The sequence below is a fragment of the Enterobacter sp. BNK-22 genome, from assembly GCF_048684805.1.
Lineage (GTDB): Bacteria > Pseudomonadota > Gammaproteobacteria > Enterobacterales > Enterobacteriaceae > Enterobacter > Enterobacter quasiroggenkampii.
Map to the genome: position 1 here is coordinate 2,792,947 of NZ_JBLQTT010000001.1, position 21,067 is coordinate 2,814,013.

General features: G+C 58.0%; 13 protein-coding genes and 1 riboswitch. Of the genes, 11 read left to right on the forward strand and 2 right to left on the reverse strand.

The annotated features are described in order from the left end of the window. Positions 1-12 precede the first annotated feature (12 nt). The 4 genes from sgrR to thiQ all read left to right on the forward strand — a co-directional run bounded on the left by sgrR (position 13) and on the right by thiQ (position 5,088). Complete coding sequence (gene sgrR, locus ACMGGE_RS13215; protein WP_420293847.1) at positions 13-1,668, forward strand: HTH-type transcriptional regulator SgrR; 1,656 nt, start codon at positions 13-15, stop codon at positions 1,666-1,668. Positions 1,669-1,704: 36 nt separating this feature from the next. After that, a riboswitch (TPP riboswitch) is annotated at positions 1,705-1,805 on the forward strand. Between the two features lie 31 nt (positions 1,806-1,836). After that, complete coding sequence (gene thiB, locus ACMGGE_RS13220) at positions 1,837-2,820, forward strand: thiamine ABC transporter substrate binding subunit (protein ID WP_023345430.1); 984 nt, start codon at positions 1,837-1,839, stop codon at positions 2,818-2,820. Continuing rightward, positions 2,796-4,406: a thiamine/thiamine pyrophosphate ABC transporter permease ThiP gene (thiP, locus tag ACMGGE_RS13225; RefSeq protein ID WP_420293848.1), complete on the forward strand. Its 1,611-nt coding sequence runs from the start codon at positions 2,796-2,798 to the stop codon at positions 4,404-4,406. The genes thiB and thiP overlap by 25 nt, the downstream gene beginning before the upstream one ends. After that, positions 4,390-5,088: a thiamine ABC transporter ATP-binding protein ThiQ gene (gene thiQ, locus ACMGGE_RS13230; RefSeq protein WP_126534270.1), complete on the forward strand. Its 699-nt coding sequence runs from the start codon at positions 4,390-4,392 to the stop codon at positions 5,086-5,088. The genes thiP and thiQ overlap by 17 nt, the downstream gene beginning before the upstream one ends. 28 nt (positions 5,089-5,116) lie before the next feature. Here the strand turns inward: thiQ and ACMGGE_RS13235 are convergent, their stop codons facing one another. Together ACMGGE_RS13235 and araC are read right to left on the reverse strand one after the other, a co-directional pair. Next, a complete protein-coding gene (locus ACMGGE_RS13235) occupies positions 5,117-5,884 on the reverse strand; it encodes a DedA family protein (protein ID WP_045907783.1) in 768 nt (255 codons plus the stop codon). Between the two features lie 128 nt (positions 5,885-6,012). After that, on the reverse strand, positions 6,013-6,858 hold the full coding sequence (araC, locus tag ACMGGE_RS13240; protein ID WP_023293301.1) for an arabinose operon transcriptional regulator AraC: 846 nt from the start codon (positions 6,856-6,858) through the stop codon (positions 6,013-6,015). A gap of 337 nt (positions 6,859-7,195) precedes the next feature. On the opposite strand from araC, the gene araB reads away from it, so the two are divergent. The 7 genes from araB (at position 7,196) to ACMGGE_RS13275 (ending at position 21,021) form a co-directional block, all read left to right on the forward strand. Continuing rightward, complete coding sequence (araB, locus tag ACMGGE_RS13245; RefSeq protein ID WP_277718372.1) at positions 7,196-8,905, forward strand: ribulokinase; 1,710 nt, start codon at positions 7,196-7,198, stop codon at positions 8,903-8,905. A 10-nt stretch (positions 8,906-8,915) separates the two neighbouring features. Beyond that, entirely contained in the window at positions 8,916-10,418 is a 1,503-nt protein-coding gene (gene araA / locus ACMGGE_RS13250) for an L-arabinose isomerase (RefSeq protein WP_196347010.1), read from the forward strand. Positions 10,419-10,507: 89 nt separating this feature from the next. After that, positions 10,508-11,203: an L-ribulose-5-phosphate 4-epimerase gene (araD, locus tag ACMGGE_RS13255; RefSeq protein WP_008502011.1), complete on the forward strand. Its 696-nt coding sequence runs from the start codon at positions 10,508-10,510 to the stop codon at positions 11,201-11,203. Between the two features lie 156 nt (positions 11,204-11,359). Continuing rightward, positions 11,360-13,717, forward strand: a complete 2,358-nt coding sequence (polB, locus tag ACMGGE_RS13260) for a DNA polymerase II (RefSeq protein ID WP_248222939.1) — start codon at positions 11,360-11,362, stop codon at positions 13,715-13,717. Positions 13,718-13,845: 128 nt separating this feature from the next. After that, positions 13,846-16,752 carry an RNA polymerase-associated protein RapA gene (gene rapA / locus ACMGGE_RS13265; RefSeq protein WP_420293849.1) on the forward strand — a complete coding sequence of 969 codons (2,907 nt, stop codon included), beginning with the start codon at positions 13,846-13,848 and terminating at the stop codon, positions 16,750-16,752. 12 nt (positions 16,753-16,764) lie between these two features. Next, a complete protein-coding gene (gene rluA / locus ACMGGE_RS13270; RefSeq protein WP_008502014.1) occupies positions 16,765-17,424 on the forward strand; it encodes a bifunctional tRNA pseudouridine(32) synthase/23S rRNA pseudouridine(746) synthase RluA in 660 nt (219 codons plus the stop codon). Between the two features lie 312 nt (positions 17,425-17,736). Continuing rightward, positions 17,737-21,021, forward strand: coding sequence for an autotransporter outer membrane beta-barrel domain-containing protein (locus tag ACMGGE_RS13275; protein ID WP_420293850.1), 3,285 nt, complete (start codon positions 17,737-17,739; stop codon positions 21,019-21,021). The last annotated feature ends 46 nt before the right edge of the window (positions 21,022-21,067 follow it).

Here is a 21,067-nt window from a genome sequence, read left to right on the forward strand (position 1 = left end):
AGTTCCCCTTTTATGCCTTCCGGTCGTCTGCAGCAACAATTTATCCGCCTCTGGCAGTGCTGCGAGGGGCAATCGCAGGAAACGACGCTCAACGAGCTGGCTGACCTGCTTAGCTGTTCCCGCCGTCATATGCGCACGTTGCTCAACACCATGCAGCAGCAGGGCTGGTTAAGCTGGGAAGCGGAAGCGGGACGCGGGAAACGCTCGCGACTGACCTTTCTCTACACCGGGCTGGCATTGCAGCAGCAGCGTGCAGAAGACCTGCTCGAGCAGGACCGCATCGATCAGCTGGTCCAGTTGGTGGGCGACAAAGCCGCCGTGCGCCAGATGCTGGTTTCCCATCTCGGACGCAGTTTTCGTCAGGGCCGACACATTCTGCGGGTGCTCTACTATCGGCCAATGAAAAATCTGTTGCCCGGCACGGCGTTACGGCGCTCAGAAACCCATATGGCCCGGCAAATCTTCAGCGGCCTGACGCGAATAAATGAGGAAAACGGGGAACTGGAGGCGGATATCGCGCACCACTGGCAGCAGCTTTCCCCGCGCCACTGGCGCTTTTTCTTACGCCCTGGCATCCACTTTCACCACGGTCGCGAGCTGGAGATGCACGACGTCATCGCCTCTCTGGAACGCGCCCGCAGGCTGCCGCTCTACTCGCATATTTCGCGCATCCACTCCCCCACGGCCTGGACGCTGGATATTGAACTGTCGCAGCAGGACAAGTGGCTTCCCTGGCTGCTGGGCTATGTACCGTCGATGATTTTGCCCGGCGAGTGGGAATCGATGAACAATTTTGCCAGCCTGCCAATTGGCACCGGCCCCTACGCCGTGTCCCGCAATAACAGCAATCAGCTGAAAATCCGCGCGTTCGATGACTACTTTGGCTATCGGGCGCTGATCGACGAAGTGAACGTGTGGGTATTGCCGGATCTCAATGAAGACCTGAGCTGCGGGCTGACGCTGGAAGGCCCCACCACGGGAGAAAAGGCCGTGGAGAGCCGCCTGGAGGAGGGATGCTACTATCTCCTCTTTGACCGCCGCACCCACCGCGGGGCAAACCAGGACGTCCGGAAGTGGATTAGCCACGTGTTGTCCCCTTCCAATCTGATCTACCATGCGGAAGCGCAGTACCAGACATACTGGTTCCCGGCGTACGGCCTGCTTCCGCGCTGGCACCACGCCCGCCCGTCGCACCGCGACAAACCCGCAGGGCTGGAGTCCATCACCCTGACCTACTACCGCGAGCATGTTGAGCATCGTTTTATCGCGAGGATCATGACCCGCCTGCTGGCAGCGGAGGGAGTCAGGCTGGACATCAGGGAAGTGGACTATGACGAATGGCATCAGGGGGAGATCGCCAGCGATATCTGGCTCAACAGCGCCAACTTTACCCTGCCGCTCGATTTTTCCCTTTTCTCGCATTTGTATGAAGTCCCGCTGATCCAGCACTGCATCGACCGTGACTGGCAGCAGGATGCCGCCCTGTGGCGTGCGGGCGAGATGAATCTAGCCGTGTGGTGCCAGCAGCTGCTGGCCGAGCAGGCCATCGTCCCGTTAATCCACCACTGGCTGATGATTCAGGGCCAGCGCAGCATGCGCGGCCTGCGGATGAACACCCTGGGCTGGTTTGATTTCAAATCCGCCTGGTTTGCGCCCCCGGAGCCATAACGCTTTCGTAATATTCACCAAATCATTACAATAGCGCCGTTCTCAACGGGGTGCTGCATCACAGATGTGCGCTGAGATAATACCCGTCGAACCTGATCCGGATAACGCCGGCGAAGGGATTTGAGGCTGTCGCTCAAAATCCTTTGCCACTCAACCCTGAGGTGCAAAGTGTTAAAAAAAGTTCTCCCCCTGCTGGCGCTGTTCGCGCTGCCCGCTTTAGCTAAACCCGTCCTGACGGTCTACACCTACGACTCTTTCTCTGCCGACTGGGGCCCTGGCCCGGTTGTCAAAAAAGCTTTTGAAGCTGACTGCAACTGCGAGCTGAAGTTCGTGGCGCTGGAAGATGGCGTTTCACTGCTCAACCGTCTGCGCATGGAAGGGAAAAACAGCAAGGCTGACGTAGTGCTCGGTCTGGATAACAACCTGCTGGAAGCCGCCTCGCAGACCAAACTGTTTGCCAAAAGCGGCGTCGCAGCAGAGGCCGTTAACGTGCCTGGCGGCTGGAAGAACGACACCTTTGTGCCGTTCGACTACGGATACTTTGCTTTTGTTTACGACAAAAACAAGCTGAAAAACCCGCCGAAGAGCCTGAAAGAGCTGGTGGAAAGCGACCAGAAGTGGCGCGTGATTTATGAAGATCCGCGGACCAGCACGCCGGGCCTGGGTCTGCTGCTGTGGATGCAGAAAGTCTACGGCGATAAGGCGCCGGAAGCGTGGCAGAAGCTGGCTGCCAAAACCGTGACCGTGACCAAAGGCTGGAGCGAAGCCTATGGCCTGTTCCTGAAAGGCGAAAGCGACCTGGTGCTGAGCTACACCACCTCCCCGGCTTACCACATTATCGCCGAGAAGAAAGATAACTATGCTGCCGCAGATTTTGCGGAAGGGCACTATCTGCAGGTGGAAGTGGCCGCGCGTACCGCTGCCAGCAAGCAGCCTGAGCTGGCCGAGAAGTTCCTGAAGTTTATGGTTTCGCCGGCATTCCAGAATGCCATTCCCGCAGGCAACTGGATGTATCCGGTCACCAGCGTTGCGCTGCCTGCAGGTTTTGAACAGTTGACCAAACCGAAAACCTCGCTGGAGTTTACGCCGCAGCAGGTCGCCGCGCAGCGTGCCGCATGGGTAAGTGAATGGCAACGCGCCGTCAGCCGCTAATTCCCGGCTGGTTGCTTCCCGGACTGCTCGCCGCCGTCGTAATGGTGGCAGTCAGTCTGGGAGCTTTTCTTGCGCTGTGGTTTAACGCGCCAGAGAGCGACCTGCTCGCTCTCTGGCGCGACAGCTACCTCTGGCACGTCATTCGGTTCTCTTTCTGGCAGGCGTCTCTTTCTGCCCTGATGTCGGTGCTCCCGGCTATTTTTCTTGCACGCGCGCTGTATCGGCGGCGTTTCCCCGGCAGGCAGGCTCTGCTGCGCCTGTGCGCCATGACGCTGATCCTGCCCGTGCTGGTGGCGGTATTTGGCATTCTGAGCGTTTACGGTCGCCAGGGGTGGCTGGCTTCGCTGTTCGGCCAGCTTGGTCTGGAATGGTCATTCTCGCCTTACGGACTGCAGGGCATCCTGCTGGCACACGTCTTTTTCAATATGCCGATGGCAACGCGCCTCTTTTTGCAGGCGCTGGAGAATATTCCAGGCGAACAGCGCCAGATTGCCGCCCAGCTCGGCATGCGCGGCGCGTCGTTCTTCCGCTTTGTCGAATGGCCGTGGCTGCGCCGCCAGCTCCCGCCCGTGGCAGCATTAATCTTCATGCTCTGCTTTGCCAGCTTTGCCACCGTGCTGTCACTTGGCGGCGGGCCGCAGGCCACCACCATTGAGCTGGCGATTTACCAGGCGCTGAGTTACGACTACGATCCCGGTCGCGCCGCACTGTTGGCGATAGTCCAGATGGCGTGCTGCCTTGCACTGGTGCTGTTGAGCCAGCGGCTGAGTAAAGCCATTCCCGCTGGCAGTCATCAAATAACCGGCTGGCGCGATCCGCAGGACAGCCTGCACAGCCGCGTCAGTGATGTTATCCTGATCGGGCTGGCGCTTCTGCTGCTGTTGCCGCCGCTGCTAGCCGTTATCGTTGACGGACTGAACCTCAATCTCATGTCCGTCCTGCAACAGCCCCTCCTCTGGCAGGCCACCTGGACCTCGCTGCGTATCGCGCTGGCTGCCGGATTACTGTGCGTCATCCTGACCATGATGCTGTTGTGGAGCAGCCGTGAGCTTTACGCCCGCCAGGCGCAAAAAGCCGGACAAATGCTGGAGCTGACGGGCATGCTGATTCTGGCGATGCCGGGGATCGTGCTGGCAACGGGCTTCTTTTTACTGTTCAACAGCACCCTCGGCCTGCCGGAAAGGGCAGACGGCATTGTGATCTTTACCAACGCCTTAATGGCCATCCCTTACGCGCTCAAGGTGCTGGAAAACCCGATGCGCGACGTCAACAGCCGCTACAGTTTGTTGTGCCAGTCGTTGGGCATGCAGGGCTGGCAGCGGCTGAAGGTGGTTGAACTGCGCGCGCTAAAACGTCCGCTTGCTCAGGCGCTGGCGTTTGCCTGCGTGCTCTCTATTGGAGACTTTGGGGTCGTGGCGCTGTTCGGCAATGACGATTTCCGCACGCTGCCATACTGGCTCTATCAGCAAATCGGCTCTTACCGCAGTCAGGACGGCGCGGTCACCGCGCTGTTACTGCTGCTGCTGTGCTTTGCCTTATTTACCGTTATCGAAAAACTTCCGGGGCGTGATGTTAAAACTGACTGATGTAACCTGGCTTTATCAGCATCTGCCGATGCGCTTCACGCTCTCCGTGCGCCAGGGAGAGATGATCGCCGTGCTTGGCCCAAGCGGTGCCGGGAAAAGCACCTTGCTCAATTTGATCGCCGGTTTTCTGCAACCTGCCAGCGGGTCGATAGCCATCGATAATCGTGATTTCACCAACGCCCCTCCGGCTAAACGTCCTGTCTCAATGCTGTTTCAGGAAAACAACCTGTTCACCCACCTGACGGTGCGGCAAAACATCGCGCTGGGAATGCACCCGGGACTCAGGCTGAACGATGATCAGCGCCATAAGCTGGAGGTCATTGCCGCGCAGATGGGGATCGCCGGGTTTATCGACAGGCTGCCGGGCGAGCTTTCCGGTGGGCAGCGTCAGCGCGTGGCGCTGGCACGTTGTCTGGTGCGCGAGCAGCCGATACTGCTGCTGGATGAGCCGTTCTCGGCGCTCGATCCCGCGCTGCGTCAGGAGATGCTGGCCCTGGTGCAGGAGGTCTGTCAGCGTCAGCAGCTGACGATGCTGATGGTGTCGCACAGCATCGAGGATGCCGCACGGATTGCCCCGCGATCGGTGGTGATCGCGGAGGGACGCATTTTGTGGGATGGAGCAACAGAAGCATTAATGAGCGGAAAAGAAAGCGCTTCTGGATTATTGGGTATAAAACCGTAGGCCGGGCAAACGCAGTGCCGCCCGGCGCTTAACGGCTCACCACCTTCAACAGAATCTCACCGTACACCGGCATCAGCGGGTGACGAATCAGCGCCACCAGCGCCACCACCGCCACACCCAGCGTCAGCGGGGCCAGCCAGAGCAGGCGAGTACGCGGGAGGTAGCGTGTCAGGCGATCGATATTTGCCTTCGCGCTGCGCCACAGTCGCCAGCAGAGCCATGCCGCCAGCCACAGCAGCAGCGCCGTGCCCAGCAGCAGCCACTTAAACTCACCGCTTTGCATACCGTCAGGAATATCGATGGCGGCCCCTGCAAGGATCCCCGGCAGGAAGTAGAACGGCGGCCAGAAGACGCAGCCGATAATGTTTGGCACCACGAATTTCGCAACGGGCAGATCCAGCATCCCGGCCACCATCGGCACCAGCGGACGCGTTGGCCCAACGAAGCGGCCGACGAGGATGGTAAACATGCTGTGCTGGTGCAGCGCATGCTCGGTCTTATCCAGCAAGGCTTTGTTCTTTTTCATGAACGACCAGCGGTGCAGCGGCTTCTTAAAGCGCCAGCCCAGCCAGAAGGAGATCCAGTCGCCGAGCAGGCAGCCGATAATTCCCGCCAGCCACGCCTGCCAGAAATTGACCTCACCGCTGCCGATAAGCGCCCCAAGCCCCGCCATCATCACGGTGCCGGGCAGGATTAACCCGACGAGCGCCAGCGACTCCAGAAACGCCACCAGCGCCACGGCGATGAGCGAGTACATAACGGACTGGGTAATAAAGTGTTCCAGCAATGCCTGCATAACTATTCCGGTCAGAAAACGAATCAGCGATTCTGCTTAGCGCCCCGCACCGCGTCAAGGCAACAATTGTCTGAATAGTTTACAGGTTGCTTCCCGCATTCACCTGTTTGTTTATCTTTTTTTACCGTTTATTCACATCCTGCGCGGAATTCACTGGGGCTGGCACCGGTGCATTTTTTAAATACGCGGGAGAAATAGAGCTGATCCTCAAAGCCCACATTGCGCCCCACGGTGGCGATGGGCATCCGGGTGGTGCTGAGCAGCAGCTTCGCCTGGCTGATCCGCTGATCCTCACGCCAGCTCAACACGCTGACGCCCAGCTGCTGGCGGAACAGATGCGACAGACGCGACGGCGACAGGCAGACGTGCTGGGCAACGCTGGCGATATCAAACTGGCTATCGGCCAGGTGGTCGCTGATGTACTGGCAGGCGTCGCGCACGCGGTTATCCAGTGGCGGGTTAAGCGACGCGTTAATCGCCTCCATCCGTCGCAGTAGCAGTTGCTCAAGCAGGTTAATCGCCAGCAGTTCAGCGTAGCGCCCACCGGCCTGTCCCGCCTCGATAATCTGCGCAAAAAGTTCGCGAAACTGCGCCAGATGCACCTCATCCGGGCGATAAAAACCGGTGTGCGCAAAAATCGCCGGCCAGGAAAGCCACTCCTGCCAGTAGGCCCGCGGACGGAAATAGACCCACTGGTGATACCACTCTTTGGCATCCGGATGACGGCCGTAGTGGTGGATCTCCCCCGGCGGGAACAGCAGGATATCCCCCGGGCGGCAGACAAACTGCTGGTCGCCGTTTTTGATGATCCCTTCCCCTCGCACGGTCAGGTTGAGGATATATCCTTTCATCCCAAGCGGTCGGTCGACGTAAAAGTCGAGATATCCTTCAGCCTCGATAGGAGTCAGTCCCGCCACAAGGTGCGCGTTAAACGAGTATCCCGGCAGCAGAGGATCGTTTTGCGTTTCGGCCATAGATTCAGTTCTCCCAAGGGTCCTCAAGGAAACCAATTGTCCATATCATTAAAAGCAGCTTAAAAATGGCCCGCGAAAAGATCCAAAAAGCATCACGCCGCTTTTACGCCCGCCATGTTTCAGCCTTTCCCCCTGATTTCTCCACCTGAGCAGGCAGATAAGCAGTAACAAAAGTGTCTATAAGTGCGGCAGAAATGTCCACATTGAATATTTGCACGGCGTCACACTTTCCGTTGTAACAGCAATTTAGTCCATAAGATTAGCGGATCCTGCCTGACGACTTTTGTCCCCAGTCTCTAATGTTCTTCCATACCTCTTTTTTCGATGGAGCAACACCATGGCAATTGCGATTGGCCTCGATTTTGGCAGCGATTCGGTTCGCGCGCTGGCAGTGGACTGTACGTCCGGCCAGGAGATAGCAACCAGCGTTGAGTGGTACCCGCGCTGGCAAGAGGGGCGCTACTGCGATGCGCCGAACAACCAGTTTCGGCATCACCCGCGTGACTACATTGAGTCGATGGAAGCGGCCATTAAAACCGTTCTGGTCGAACTGACCGACGCCCAGCGGGCGGATATTGTTGGGATTGGCGTCGACAGTACCGGCTCCACGCCTGCCCCTGTGGATGCCGATGGCCGCGTGCTGGCGCTGCGTCCTGAGTTTGCCGACAACCCGAACGCCATGTTCGTGCTGTGGAAAGACCATACCGCCGTGGAAGAGGCCGAAGCCATCACCCGCCTGTGCCATCAGCCGGGCAAAACGGACTACTCGCGCTACATCGGCGGGATTTACTCCAGCGAATGGTTCTGGGCCAAGATCCTGCACGTCACCCGTGCCGACGCAACCGTTGCGCAGGCTGCAGCGTCATGGGTTGAGTTGTGCGACTGGGTGCCTGCTCTGCTCTCCGGCACCACGCGTCCACAGGATATCCGCCGCGGTCGCTGCAGCGCCGGGCATAAATCCCTGTGGCATGAAAGCTGGGGCGGCCTGCCTCCGGCAGCCTTCTTCGATGAACTCGACCCGATCATCAACAAGAGCCTGACATACCCGCTGTTTACCGACACCTTTACCGCCGATATTCCCGTCGGCACCCTCTGTGAGGAGTGGGCGACGCGCCTCGGCCTGCCGCAAAACGTGGCGATCTCCGGCGGCGCGTTTGACTGCCATATGGGCGCCGTGGGCGCGGGCGCACAGCCAAACACGCTGGTCAAAGTTATCGGTACCTCCACCTGCGACATCCTGACGGCGGATAAAGCCACCGTCGGCGACCGCGCGGTAAAAGGCATCTGCGGCCAGGTTGACGGCAGCGTGGTGCCGGACTTCATCGGTCTGGAGGCCGGTCAGTCCGCGTTTGGCGATATCTACGCCTGGTTTGGCCGCGTGCTGGGCTGGCCGTTGGATAGGCTGGCGGCGGCGCATCCTGAACTGAAAACCCAGATCGCTGAGAGCAAAAAGCAGCTTCTGCCGCAGCTCACCGACGCCTGGGCCAAAAATCCGTCTCTCGATCACCTCCCGGTGGTGCTGGACTGGTTTAACGGTCGTCGCACACCGTTTGCCAACCAGCGCCTGAAAGGGGTGATTACCGATCTCAACCTCGCGACCGACGCGCCTGCGCTGTTCGGCGGCCTGATTGCCGCAACGGCCTTCGGTGCCCGCGCCATTATGGAGTGCTTCACCGAGCAGGGCATCGACGTGAATAACGTGATGGCACTGGGCGGCATCGCCCGTAAAAACCCGGTGATCATGCAGGCCTGCTGCGACGTGCTGAACCGTCCGCTGCAGATTGTGGCGTCCGATCAGTGCTGCGCGCTGGGCGCGGCGATTTTCGCCGCCGTCGCCGCGGGTGTCCATGCGGATATCCCCACCGCGCAGCAGCACATGGCGAGCGCCGTCGAAAACACCCTTCAGCCGCGTGCTCAGCAGGCACAACGCTTTGAACAGCTTTATCAGCGCTACCAGCAGTGGGCAAAAAGCGCCGAACTTCACTATCTCCCTGTCGCCGCCCCGGCCAAAAGCACCGCGGACACTACGGCAACCCTGACCCATTAAGGACACGATGATGACCATTTTTAATAACTATGAAGTGTGGTTTGTGATTGGCAGCCAGCATCTGTACGGACCGGAAGCGCTGCAGCAGGTAACGAAACACGCGGAACACGTCGTTAACGCGCTGAACGCGGAAGCCAAACTGCCGTGCAAGCTGGTGCTGAAACCGCTGGGCACAACGCCGGATGAGATTACCCATATCTGCCGCGACGCGAACTACGACGATAAATGCGCCGGTCTGGTGGTGTGGCTGCACACCTTCTCACCGGCAAAAATGTGGATCAACGGCCTGTCTATCCTCAACAAACCGCTGCTGCAGTTCCATACCCAGTTCAATGCCTCCCTGCCGTGGGACAGCATCGACATGGACTTTATGAACCTGAACCAGACCGCACACGGCGGCCGCGAGTTCGGCTTCATCGGCGCGCGTATGCGTCAGCAGCACGCGGTGGTCACCGGCCACTGGCAGGATGGTAAGGCGCAACAGCGTATCGGATCCTGGATGCGCCAGGCGGTTTCGAAGCAGGATACCCGCCACCTGAAAGTGGTGCGTTTCGGCGACAACATGCGTGAAGTGGCGGTCACCGACGGTGACAAAGTGGCCGCGCAGATCAAGTTCGGCTTTTCCGTGAATACCTGGGCCGTGGGCGACCTGGTGCAGGTGGTGAATGACATCAGCGATGGCGACGTAAGCGCGCTGGTGGATGAGTACGAAAGCAGTTACCGCCTGACGCCTGCGGCACAGATCAACGGCGACAAGCGTCAGAACGTGCTGGATGCGGCGCGCATCGAACTGGGCATGAAGCGCTTCCTGCAGCAGGGCGGTTTCCACGCCTTTACCACCACTTTTGAAGATCTCCACGGTCTGAAACAGCTGCCGGGTCTGGCAGTACAACGTCTGATGCAGCAGGGCTACGGCTTTGCCGGCGAAGGCGACTGGAAAACTGCCGCTCTGCTTCGCATCATGAAGGTGATGTCGACCGGTCTGCAGGGCGGCACCTCCTTTATGGAGGACTACACCTACCACTTCGAGAACGGCAATGACCTGGTGCTCGGCTCGCACATGCTGGAAGTGTGTCCTTCCATCGCGGTAGAGGAAAAACCGATCCTCGACGTGCAGTACCTCGGCATCGGCGGTAAAGCCGATCCGGCGCGTCTGATCTTCAACACCCGCACGGGCCCGGCCATCAACGCCAGCCTGATCGATCTGGGCGATCGTTTCCGCTTGCTGGTGAACTGCGTCGATGCGGTTGAAACGCCACATTCTCTGCCGAAACTGCCGGTCGCCAACGCCCTGTGGAAAGCACAGCCGGATCTGCCAACCGCGTCAGAAGCCTGGATCCTGGCCGGTGGCGCGCACCATACCGTCTTCAGCCACGCGCTGGATCTGAACGACATGCGTCAGTTCGCCGAGCTGCACGATATCGAACTGACCGTCATCGATAACGATACCCGCCTGCCCGCCTTCAAGGACGCGCTGCGCTGGAACGAAGTCTATTACGGTTCAAAACGCTAAAGCACGGAATGCCCGGTGGCGCCGCGTTTACAGGGCCTACGATCCTGTAGGCCGGATAAGCGAAGCGCCATCCGGCACTGGAGACAACAATGTTAGAAGAGCTCAAACGGCAGGTACTTGAAGCCAACCTGGCGCTGCCGAAACATAATCTGGTCACCCTGACCTGGGGCAACGTGAGCGCCGTTGACCGCGATAAAGGCGTGTTCGTGATCAAGCCTTCCGGCGTCGATTACGCGGTGATGACGGCGGACGATATGGTCGTTGTCAGCATCGAAACAGGTGAAGTGGTGGAAGGCAACAAAAAGCCGTCATCCGATACGCCCACTCACCGCCTGCTCTATCGATCTTTCCCGACCATCGGCGGTATCGTGCATACCCATTCGCGCCATGCCACCATCTGGGCGCAGGCGGGTCAGTCCATCCCGGCGACCGGCACCACCCACGCGGACTACTTTTACGGCACCATTCCCTGCACGCGTTTGATGACCGATGCGGAGATCAACGGCGAGTACGAGTGGGAAACCGGTAACGTGATCGTCGAGACCTTTGAAAAACAGGGAATCGACGCGGCGCAAATGCCCGGCGTGCTGGTGCACTCCCACGGTCCGTTTGCCTGGGGGAAAAACGCGGAGGACGCGGTGCATAATGCCATCGTGCTCGAAGAGATCGCCTATATGGGGATCTTCTGTCGCCAGCTGGCGCCGCAGCTGCCGGATATGCAGCAAACCCTGCTGGATAAACATTACCTGCGCAAGCACGGTGCGAAGGCCTACTACGGGCAGTAACCCCTTGCCCGGTGGCGCTGCGCTTATCGGGCCTACGGAACCTGCAGGCCGGATAAGCGCAGCGCCATCCGGCGAAACAGGCACTGTATAAAACCCCAGCAAACCTACCTCAACCAGGCTATAATCAGGCCTGGTTTTGTTTTCTGGGATAACGGCGTGGCGCAGGCGCAAGAAGGCTTTTTACTGACCCGACACTGGCGGGATACGCCTCAGGGCACCGAGGTTGAATTCTGGCTGGCAACGGACAACGGCCCGCTGCAGGTGACGCTGCCGCCGCAGGAATCCGTGGCGTTTATTCCAGAAGCGCACGTCGAAAAAGTGAAACAGCTGCTGCGCGGTGAAAACGGCTGGCGCATTACCCCGCTTGAGCTGAAAGATTTCCACCGTCAACCGGTTTATGGCCTTTACTGTCGCGCCCATCGTCAGCTGATGCGCTATGAAAAACTGCTCCGCGAAGCGGGCGTGACGCTCTACGAAGCCGACATCCGCCCACCGGAGCGCTTTCTGATGGAGCGGTTTATTACCGCGCCCGTCTGGGTCGACGGCACCGCGCACAACGGCAGTCTCGTTAACGCGCGGCTGAAGCCGAACCCGCACTACCGCCCTCCGCTGAAGTGGGTCTCCCTGGATATCGAAACCACCCGCCACGGCGAACTGTACTGCATAGGACTAGAAGGCTGCGGCGATCGGGTTGTCTATATGCTCGGGCCGCCAAATGGTGATGCCTCTGCGCTGGATTTCCGGCTTGAGTACGTCAACAGCCGCCCGCAGCTGCTGGAGAAGCTTAACCAGTGGTTTGCCGACTACGATCCCGACGTTCTGATCGGCTGGAACGTGGTGCAGTTCGACCTGCGCGTGCTGCAAAAACACGCCGAGCGTTACCGCATCCCGCTGATGCTCGGGCGCGGCAACAGCGAGCTGGAATGGCGCGAGCACGGTTTTAAGAACGGCGTTTTCTTCGCCCAGGCGAACGGTCGCCTGATTATCGACGGCATCGAGGCGCTCAAGTCCGCCTTCTGGAACTTCTCTTCCTTCTCTCTCGAAGCGGTGGCGCAGGAGCTGCTTGGCGAAGGCAAATCCATCGACAACCCCTGGGACAGAATGGACGAGATCGACCGGCGCTTTAACGAAGACAAGCCCGCGCTCGCCACCTATAACCTGAAAGATTGCGAGCTGGTCACGCAGATTTTCCACAAAACCGAAATTATGCCCTTCCTGCTGGAGCGCGCGACGGTGAACGGCCTTGCGGTCGACAGGCATGGTGGATCGGTTGCCGCCTTTAGCCATCTCTACTTTCCCCGAATGCACCGGGCAGGATATGTCGCCCCTAACCTCGGGGAGGTGCCGCCGCAGGCCAGCCCCGGCGGCTACGTCATGGATTCCCGGCCAGGATTGTATGATTCCGTTCTGGTGCTGGACTACAAAAGCCTCTACCCGTCGATAATCCGCACCTTCCTGATCGATCCCGTCGGGCTGGTTGAGGGCCTGGCCCAGCCGGATGATGAACACAGCACCGAAGGCTTCCTCGGCGCACGCTTCTCGCGGGAAAAACACTGCCTGCCCGACATCGTGGGAAACATCTGGCACGGCCGCGATGAGGCCAAGCGCCACGGCAACAAACCGCTATCACAGGCGCTGAAAATCATCATGAACGCCTTCTACGGCGTGCTGGGTACCAGCGCCTGCCGCTTCTTCGACCCGCGTCTGGCATCGTCGATCACCATGCGCGGGCACGAGATCATGCGTCAGACCAAAGCGCTGATTGAGTCCCGGGGCTATGACGTCATCTATGGTGACACCGACTCCACCTTTGTGTGGCTTAAGGGCGCGCATTCAGAAGAAGACGCCGCGCAAATCGGCAAAGCGCTGGTCGCCTTCGTGAACGACTGGTGGCAGGAACATCTGCAGAAAGCGCGGTTAACCAGCGCGCTGGAGCTGGAATTTGAAACCCATTTCGCCCGCTTTTTAATGCCCACCATTCGCGGTACCGATCAGGGCAGCAAGAAGCGCTACGCCGGGCTGATTCAGGACGGCGACGCGCAGCGGATGGTGTTTAAAGGGCTCGAGACGGTACGTACCGACTGGACGCCGCTGGCGCAGCAGTTCCAGCAAACGCTCTATCTGCGGGTGTTTCGCAATGAACCGTATCAGGACTACGTGCGCGAGACGATAGCCAGCCTGATGGCGGGCGAGCTTGACGCGCAGCTGGTGTATCGCAAACGCCTGCGCCGCCCGCTCGCGGAGTACCAGCGCAACGTTCCTCCGCACGTGCGCGCCGCGCGCCTTGCGGACGACGAAAACGTCCGGCGCGGCCGCGCGCCGCAGTATCAGAACCGGGGCACCATCAAATACGTCTGGACGATAAACGGTCCGGAACCGGTGGATTATCAGCATTCGCCTCTGGATTACGAACACTATCTGACGCGTCAGCTTCAGCCGGTTGCCGACGGAATTTTGCCCTTCATCGACGACGACTTTGCTACACTGGTTACAGGGCAACTTGGCCTATTTTGACACGTGACGAAATGGCTGCCATCCAGTACCATAGCGCCCTTTCCATTCCCGGACCCATTTTTCGATGACCGTCTTTTTTGACGGTGGTCGAACTATTGCCTGCAATTAAAGATTAGAGCCGAACAACTATGCCTTTTACACTTGGTCAACGCTGGATCAGCGATACAGAAAGCGAACTTGGATTAGGAACCGTCGTTGCCGTTGATGCGCGCATGGTTACCCTCCTCTTCCCTGCCACTGGTGAAAACCGCCTGTACGCTCGCAATGACTCCCCTGTAACCCGCGTGATGTTTAATCCGGGTGACACCGTGACCAGCCATGACGGCTGGCAGCTCAAGATTGAAGACGTAAAAGAAGAGAATGGACTGCTCGCCTACATCGGCACTCGCCTGGACACCGACGAGGCCAATGTCATCCTGCGCGAAGTGCTGCTCGACAGCAAGCTGGTGTTCAGCAAGCCGCAGGACCGCCTGTTTGCCGGGCAAATCGACCGTATGGATCGCTTCTCGCTGCGCTATCGCGCGCGTAAGTTCCAGAGTGAACAGTACCGCATGCCGTGGAGCGGCCTGCGCGGCCAGCGCACCAGCCTGATCCCCCACCAGCTGAACATCGCCCATGACGTGGGCCGTCGCCACGCGCCACGCGTGCTGCTGGCAGATGAAGTGGGCCTGGGTAAAACCATTGAAGCGGGTATGATCCTGCATCAACAGCTGCTTTCCGGCGCCGCCGAGCGCGTGCTGATCGTGGTGCCAGAAACCCTGCAGCACCAGTGGCTGGTTGAGATGCTGCGCCGCTTCAACCTGCGTTTCTCTCTGTTCGACGACGAACGCTACGCCGAAGCGCAGCACGATGCGGACAACCCGTTTGAAACCGAACAGCTGGTGATTTGCTCCCTGGACTTCGTGCGCCGCAGCAAGCAGCGTCTTGAGCATCTGTGCGATGCCGAATGGGACCTGATGGTGGTCGACGAAGCGCACCACCTGGTCTGGAGCGAAGATGCGCCGAGCCGCGAATATATGGCTATCGAGCAGCTTGCCGAACGCGTGCCTGGCGTCCTGCTGCTGACCGCAACGCCGGAACAGCTGGGTCTCGAAAGCCACTTCGCCCGTCTGCGCCTGCTTGATCCCAACCGTTTCCACGATTTTGAGCAGTTTGTGGAAGAACAGAATAACTACCGTCCGGTGGCGGATGCCGTCGCCCTGCTGCTGGCGGGCAAGCGTCTTTCTAATGACGAACTCAACACCCTGAGCGATCTGATCGGCGAGCAGGATATCGAGCCACTTTTGCAGGCTGCGAACAGCGAGAGCGACAACGCGGAATCCGCGCGCAAAGAGCTGATCGACATGCTGATGGATCGCCACGGCACCAGCCGCGTGCTGTTCCGTAACACCCGTAACGGCGTGAAAGGGTTCCCGAAACGCGAACTGCACACCATTAAACTGCCGCTGCCGACGCAGTATCAGACGGCGATTAAAGTCTCCGGCATTATGGGCGCGCGCAAAACGCAGGAAGAGCGCGCCCGCGACATGCTTTATCCGGAGCAAATCTACCAGGAGTTCGAAGGCGATACCGGCACCTGGTGGAACTTCGATCCGCGCGTGGAGTGGCTGATGGGCTACCTGACTGCACACCGCTCCCAGAAAGTGCTGGTGATCTGCGCCAAGGCGGCTACCGCGCTGCAGCTGGAGCAGGTCCTGCGCGAGCGTGAAGGTATTCGCGCCGCCGTGTTCCACGAAGGCATGTCCATCGTTGAACGCGACCGTGCCGCGGCGTGGTTTGGCGAAGAGGACAGCGGCGCGCAGGTTCTGCTGTGCTCGGAAATCGGCTCCGAAGGCCGTAACTTCCAGTTCGCCAGCAACCTGGTGATGTTCGATCTGCCGTTCAACCCGGATCTGCTCGAGCAGCGTATCGGCCGTCTGGACCGTATCGGTCAGGCCCATGATATTCAGATCCACGTGCCGTATCTGGAAAAAACGGCCCAGTCCGTGCTGGTGCGCTGGTTCCACGAAGGTCTGGATGCGTTTGAACATACCTGCCCGACGGGCCGCACCATTTACGATCAGGTGCATAGCGATCTGATCGGCTACCTGGCCGCGCCGGAAAACACCGACGGCTTTGACGATCTGATTAAGGCCTGCCGTGAGAAGCACGACGCGCTGAAAGCCCAGCTGGAACAGGGTCGCGATCGCCTGCTGGAGATCCATTCCAACGGTGGCGAGAAAGCGCAGGCGCTGGCTGAGAGCATCGAAGAGCAGGATGACGACACCAGCCTGATTAGCTTCTCGATGAACCTGTTCGATATCGTCGGTATCAACCAGGACGATCGTGGTGAGAACCTGATAGTCCTGACCCCGTCCGATCACATGCTGGTACCGGATTTCCCGGGCCTGCCGGAAGATGGCTGTACGATCACCTTCGAGCGTGACGTGGCGCTGTCCCGTGAAGATGCCCAGTTCATCACCTGGGAACACCCGCTGATCCGCAACGGGCTGGATCTGATCCTCTCCGGCGATACCGGCAGCAGCACGATCTCCCTGCTGAAAAACAAGGCGCTGCCGGTGGGGACGCTGCTACTGGAGCTGATTTACGTTGTGGAAGCGCAGGCGCCGAAGCAGCTGCAGCTCACCCGTTTCCTGCCGCCGACGCCGGTCCGTCTGCTGCTGGATAAAAACGGCACGAACCTGGCCGGACAGGTCGAGTTCGAAAGCTTCAACCGCCAGCTGAGCGCGGTGAACCGCCATACCGGCAGCAAGCTGGTTAACGCGGTCCAGCAGGACGTGCACGCTATTCTGCAGCAGGGCGAAACCCAGATTGAGAAAGCGGCCAGAGCGCTGATCGATGCCGCACGCGCGGAAGCCGACGAGAAACTGTCTGCGGAGCTGTCGCGTCTGGAAGCGCTGAAGGCCGTGAACCCTAACATCCGTGACGACGAGCTGGCGGCGATTGAAAGCAACCGTCAGCAGGTGCTGGAAAGCCTCAACCAGGCTAGCTGGCGTCTGGATGCCCTGCGTCTTATCGTTGTGACGCATCAGTAACCGGAGCGCAAGATGGTGATGGAGCCGTACAATCCGCCGCAGGATCCCTGGCTGGTCATTCTGTATCAGGATGAACACATTATGGTGGTCAACAAGCCCAGCGGGCTGTTGTCCGTGCCGGGGCGTCTGGATGAGCACAAAGACAGCGTGATGACGCGCATTCAGCGCGATTATCCTCAGGCGGAGTCTGTCCATCGCCTGGACATGGCCACCAGCGGCGTGATTGTAGTGGCGCTGAACAAAGCGGCGGAACGCGAGCTGAAGCGCCAGTTCCGCGAGCGCGAGCCGAAAAAGCAGTATGTCGCCCGCGTCTGGGGTCACCCCGCGCAGGCGGAAGGGCTGGTAGATTTACCGCTGATCTGCGACTGGCCGAACCGGCCAAAGCAGAAGGTGTGCTACGAAACCGGCAAGGCCGCGCAGACCGAGTATGAAGTGCTGGAGTACGCGCCGGATAATACCGCGCGCGTCCTGCTTAAGCCGATTACCGGTCGCTCACATCAGCTACGCGTGCATATGCTTGCCCTGGGTCATCCAATTCTGGGCGACCGGTTTTACGCGCCGCCTGAAGCGCTGGCCTTAGCGCCACGTCTGCAGCTGCACGCGCAGACGCTTACCATCACCCATCCGGCCTTCGGTAACGCGATGACGTTTAAAGCTCCGGTGGACTTCTAATCCACTCTCAATAAATATTTGTTATCGGGCACGCGCCTGATAACAAATATTCAAAATCCATATCTCCCGCATCAATATTAAAGCCATCACAAATAATATTCACAAAAGTTATTGCTTATAATAACGCCTCTCTCATTTATTTAAAAAAACTAAAATACATATTAAAAAATAGTAAATTGAATTAACGTCGGTCATTGTTAAAAATCCACCTAAAAAATAAGGAAATACTAATCCCACTGGCTCCCAGGGCAGGTTGTTTCGCTAGTCAAAAACATTCAGAAACAATCGACTCATTAATTTACAAGGACGTATATGAACAGGACTTACAACATCATCTGGAATTGCGCCAGAAATATGTACATTGTTGCCTCTGAGTTTTCCCGTGGAGACAGCAAAACCCGCTCACGCGTTCGCGCTGGAGGGGCTATCGCGACCTTTATTTTATCCGGCATTGCGGGTTCGGCACTCGCGACTGACAGGACGTTTGAGGCTGTCCCAGGTGATAACGAGATCAGCGGCGAATACTCAACCACAGAGAATGTTACCGCAGCGGTAACAGCCCAGGGTTCCGATGTCGTTGTTAACGATAGTGGCGCGCTGACAATATCGACTAGCGGAGACTCAGCGATGGGCCTTTACGTTTTCAATGGCGCGAAAGTCACGCTAGACGATCCCAACACCACCATTACTACTTCTGGATATGGCATGGCCAGGGGGCTCGTTAATCAACAAGGAACGGTCACATTAGCTAACGTTACTATAAAAACCACCGGTGATTTTGGTAATGCGGGCATATTTAACAATGGCGAAATGACCGGCACCGGGGTCACCATTAGTACAACCGGTAGCGAGAGCTACGGGATTCAGAATTACACCCAAACGTTCACCTTAGACTCATCAAAAATTGATACTTACGGTGAAAAGTCTATCGGTTTATCCAATTTCGGCCGAGCAGCGCTCTCGGATACGCAAATTGCCACGCATGGACAGAATTCTGACGCGATATCCTCCAGTAAAGCAACCAGCGCTGTCGTGCTGAATAACGGTTCTGTCATTACGACAGGGGAAAATTCACGGGCGGTGGTTATCAATAACGGCGGGGAATTTGATGCAACCGGCACCTCGATTACCAGTGAACAGTCTGTAGCCATCATCTTGCAAAACGCCAGCAATGCCGCCATCGCTAACAGTAATATTTCCGGTAGCAATGCCGTCTTCTCGTTCAGCGGTGGAAAAAATGCCGCCACAATTGACGGCGGAAGCATTACGGCAACCGCATCCGGAGGAAGTGCTTTTGCCGTGGATTCAGGATCTGCCGATATTAGCGTGAAGAATGTGCAAACGATGAATGCAGACAATCTGCTCACCGTGGCCAATACCGCCGATGCAGTCACCCTGAGCGCTCAAAACAGCAAGCTGTCCGGCGCCGTTAAGGCTAGCGGTGATAATGTCAGCATGAATCTGGATGAAAACAGCCAGTGGCTGCTTACCGGCGATTCCAGCGTCGGTAATCTTTCCAGTAACGGGCGCATCACGCTCGGCGATGAAAACGGCAGTGCCGGTACGCTCAATGTCGGTAATCTCATCCTTCAGGATAACAGCCAAACTGATGTCTACCTCGATGCAAACGCGACAAGTGCCCCTGTTATCGCTCAGAATGCAACGCTGAATGGCACGCTGAATATTACAGGTTACGGTAGTGCCAGCACGCTTTCAGCGGATAGCACCTTCACGGTGATTGACGCTGAAAATGCAATCAATGGCAATTTTACCCACCTCACCGTCGCGGGTATGGCATCAGGATCCGTTGACTTCATCACCTTTAGCGGCACCGTTGACCCCGCCGACGTGACGAATTACGTCCTGACGCCGTCATTAGCCTGGTATGCCAGCCAGAACCCAACGCCAACGGCGGCTCACGGCACATTCACCCTGAACAATGCTGACGGCAGCTTTACGCTGAGCACGGCGCTTGTCGATCAAAATGCTAACGCCACGACGGGATGGGACGGTAAATCACTCACCAAAGAGGGGCAAGGTACGCTGATTCTGAATGCCGCAAACAGTTACAGCGGCACAACAGATGTTAACCAGGGCACGCTCTGGCTGGGCGAGGCCGGCGTTATCGGCGTACAAAACAGCGAGCAGGCCGTGAATGTCGCGGCAGGCGCGACGTTTGGTGGCGACAACGGTGTGGTGAACGGCAATGTTAACAGCAAAGGCACCGTTCAGTTCAACGACACGCTTACGATCAATGGTGATCTGAGCAACGCAGGCAGCATTATCAGCGGCAATATCGAAGGCACCGACGGCACAACGACCGGTAACACACTGATCGTAAACGGCGATTATACCGGTAACCAGGGGTCTCTGACGCTGAATACGCAGTTAGGCGACGACACGTCGCCAACCGATATGCTTAACATTACGGGGAATACGTCCGGTAACACTACCCTGTACATTAACAACGCAGGCGGTCAGGGGGCCCTGACCCAAAACGGAATTGAAGTGATTAAGGTCGGCGGTGAATCAAACGGTACCTTTGTTCAGGGTAACCAGGTCCAAATCAACGCCTACGAATACCGTCTGTATCAGGACTCAGGGAACTGGTATCTCCGTTCCCAGGCCACGGGTGAGGGTGGCGACGTAACGCCTCAGTATCGTGCTGATATCGGTTCATACCTTAGCAATCAGTGGCTGGCTCGCGATCTGCAGATGCAGACCCTCTCAGACCGAGAAGGCAGCCAGTTCAAATCGCAAAACGGCACGACATGGGCGCGTTTCAAAGCAGGTAAGAACCAGTCCACTGCGGCAGAGAGCAATATTGATATCGACAGCAACTACTCCCAGTTCCAGATGGGGGGCGATGTTGCAGCCTGGAACAACGGCGAACAAAGCCTGGTGGTCGGGGTTATGGGTAGCTATATGAACGCCAGCAGCGACAGCAAAGGCAATAGAGGTGCTGACGGCAGCCGCTTCAGCGCTGACGGTAAAGTCGATGGCTATAACCTCGGCGTCTATGCCACCTGGTTTGCCGATGCCCGACAGCATCAGGGTTTTTATGTCGACAGCTGGTATCAGTACGGGATGTACCACAACAGCGTAGATAACGGGGACGTTGGCTCAACGGATTACGATTCAAACGCCAGCGCTGTTTCGCTGGAAACGGGCTATCGCTACGATGTCGCACTCGGCGACAACACGCTGAGCCTCACGCCGCAGGCACAGATCGTCTGGCAGGATTACCGTGCCGATGACATCAAAGACAGCAGCGGCACAACGATTGATGGGCAAAACGGTGACAGCTGGACCACCCGTTTAGGTCTGCGAGTTGACAGCAAGATGAATAAGGCGAACGACGCGGTTATCCAGCCGTTTGCGGAGGTCAACTGGCTGCATACCTCTGAAGAAACGGCAGTTAACTTTGGTGACACACAGATCAAACAGGATATTCCTGCCAATCGTGCGGAGCTGAAAGCGGGTGTTCAGGCGAATGTGAACAAGCAATGGAGCGTTATCGCCCAGGTGTCCGGACAGAAAGGTGATAATGATTACAGCGATGTAAACGGCAGTCTGAACGTACGCTACAGCTGGTAATCACGTAGAAAGGGCCTGGCAGTTCATCCTGCCAGGCCCTTCTTCA

Bases quoted from the DNA above. Each gene is read 5' to 3' on its own strand.
- sgrR (WP_420293847.1), top strand. From the start codon at position 13: ATGCCTTCCGGTCGTCTGCAGCAACAATTTATCCGCCTCTGGCAGTGC.
- thiP (WP_420293848.1), top strand. From the start codon at position 2,796: ATGGCAACGCGCCGTCAGCCGCTAATTCCCGGCTGGTTGCTTCCCGGA.
- thiQ (WP_126534270.1), top strand. From the start codon at position 4,390: ATGTTAAAACTGACTGATGTAACCTGGCTTTATCAGCATCTGCCGATG.
- ACMGGE_RS13235 (WP_045907783.1), bottom strand. From the start codon at position 5,884: ATGCAGGCATTGCTGGAACACTTTATTACCCAGTCCGTTATGTACTCG.
- araC (WP_023293301.1), bottom strand. From the start codon at position 6,858: ATGGCCGAAACGCAAAACGATCCTCTGCTGCCGGGATACTCGTTTAAC.
- araB (WP_277718372.1), top strand. From the start codon at position 7,196: ATGGCAATTGCGATTGGCCTCGATTTTGGCAGCGATTCGGTTCGCGCG.
- araA (WP_196347010.1), top strand. From the start codon at position 8,916: ATGACCATTTTTAATAACTATGAAGTGTGGTTTGTGATTGGCAGCCAG.
- araD (WP_008502011.1), top strand. From the start codon at position 10,508: ATGTTAGAAGAGCTCAAACGGCAGGTACTTGAAGCCAACCTGGCGCTG.
- rapA (WP_420293849.1), top strand. From the start codon at position 13,846: ATGCCTTTTACACTTGGTCAACGCTGGATCAGCGATACAGAAAGCGAA.
- rluA (WP_008502014.1), top strand. From the start codon at position 16,765: ATGGTGATGGAGCCGTACAATCCGCCGCAGGATCCCTGGCTGGTCATT.
- ACMGGE_RS13275 (WP_420293850.1), top strand. From the start codon at position 17,737: ATGAACAGGACTTACAACATCATCTGGAATTGCGCCAGAAATATGTAC.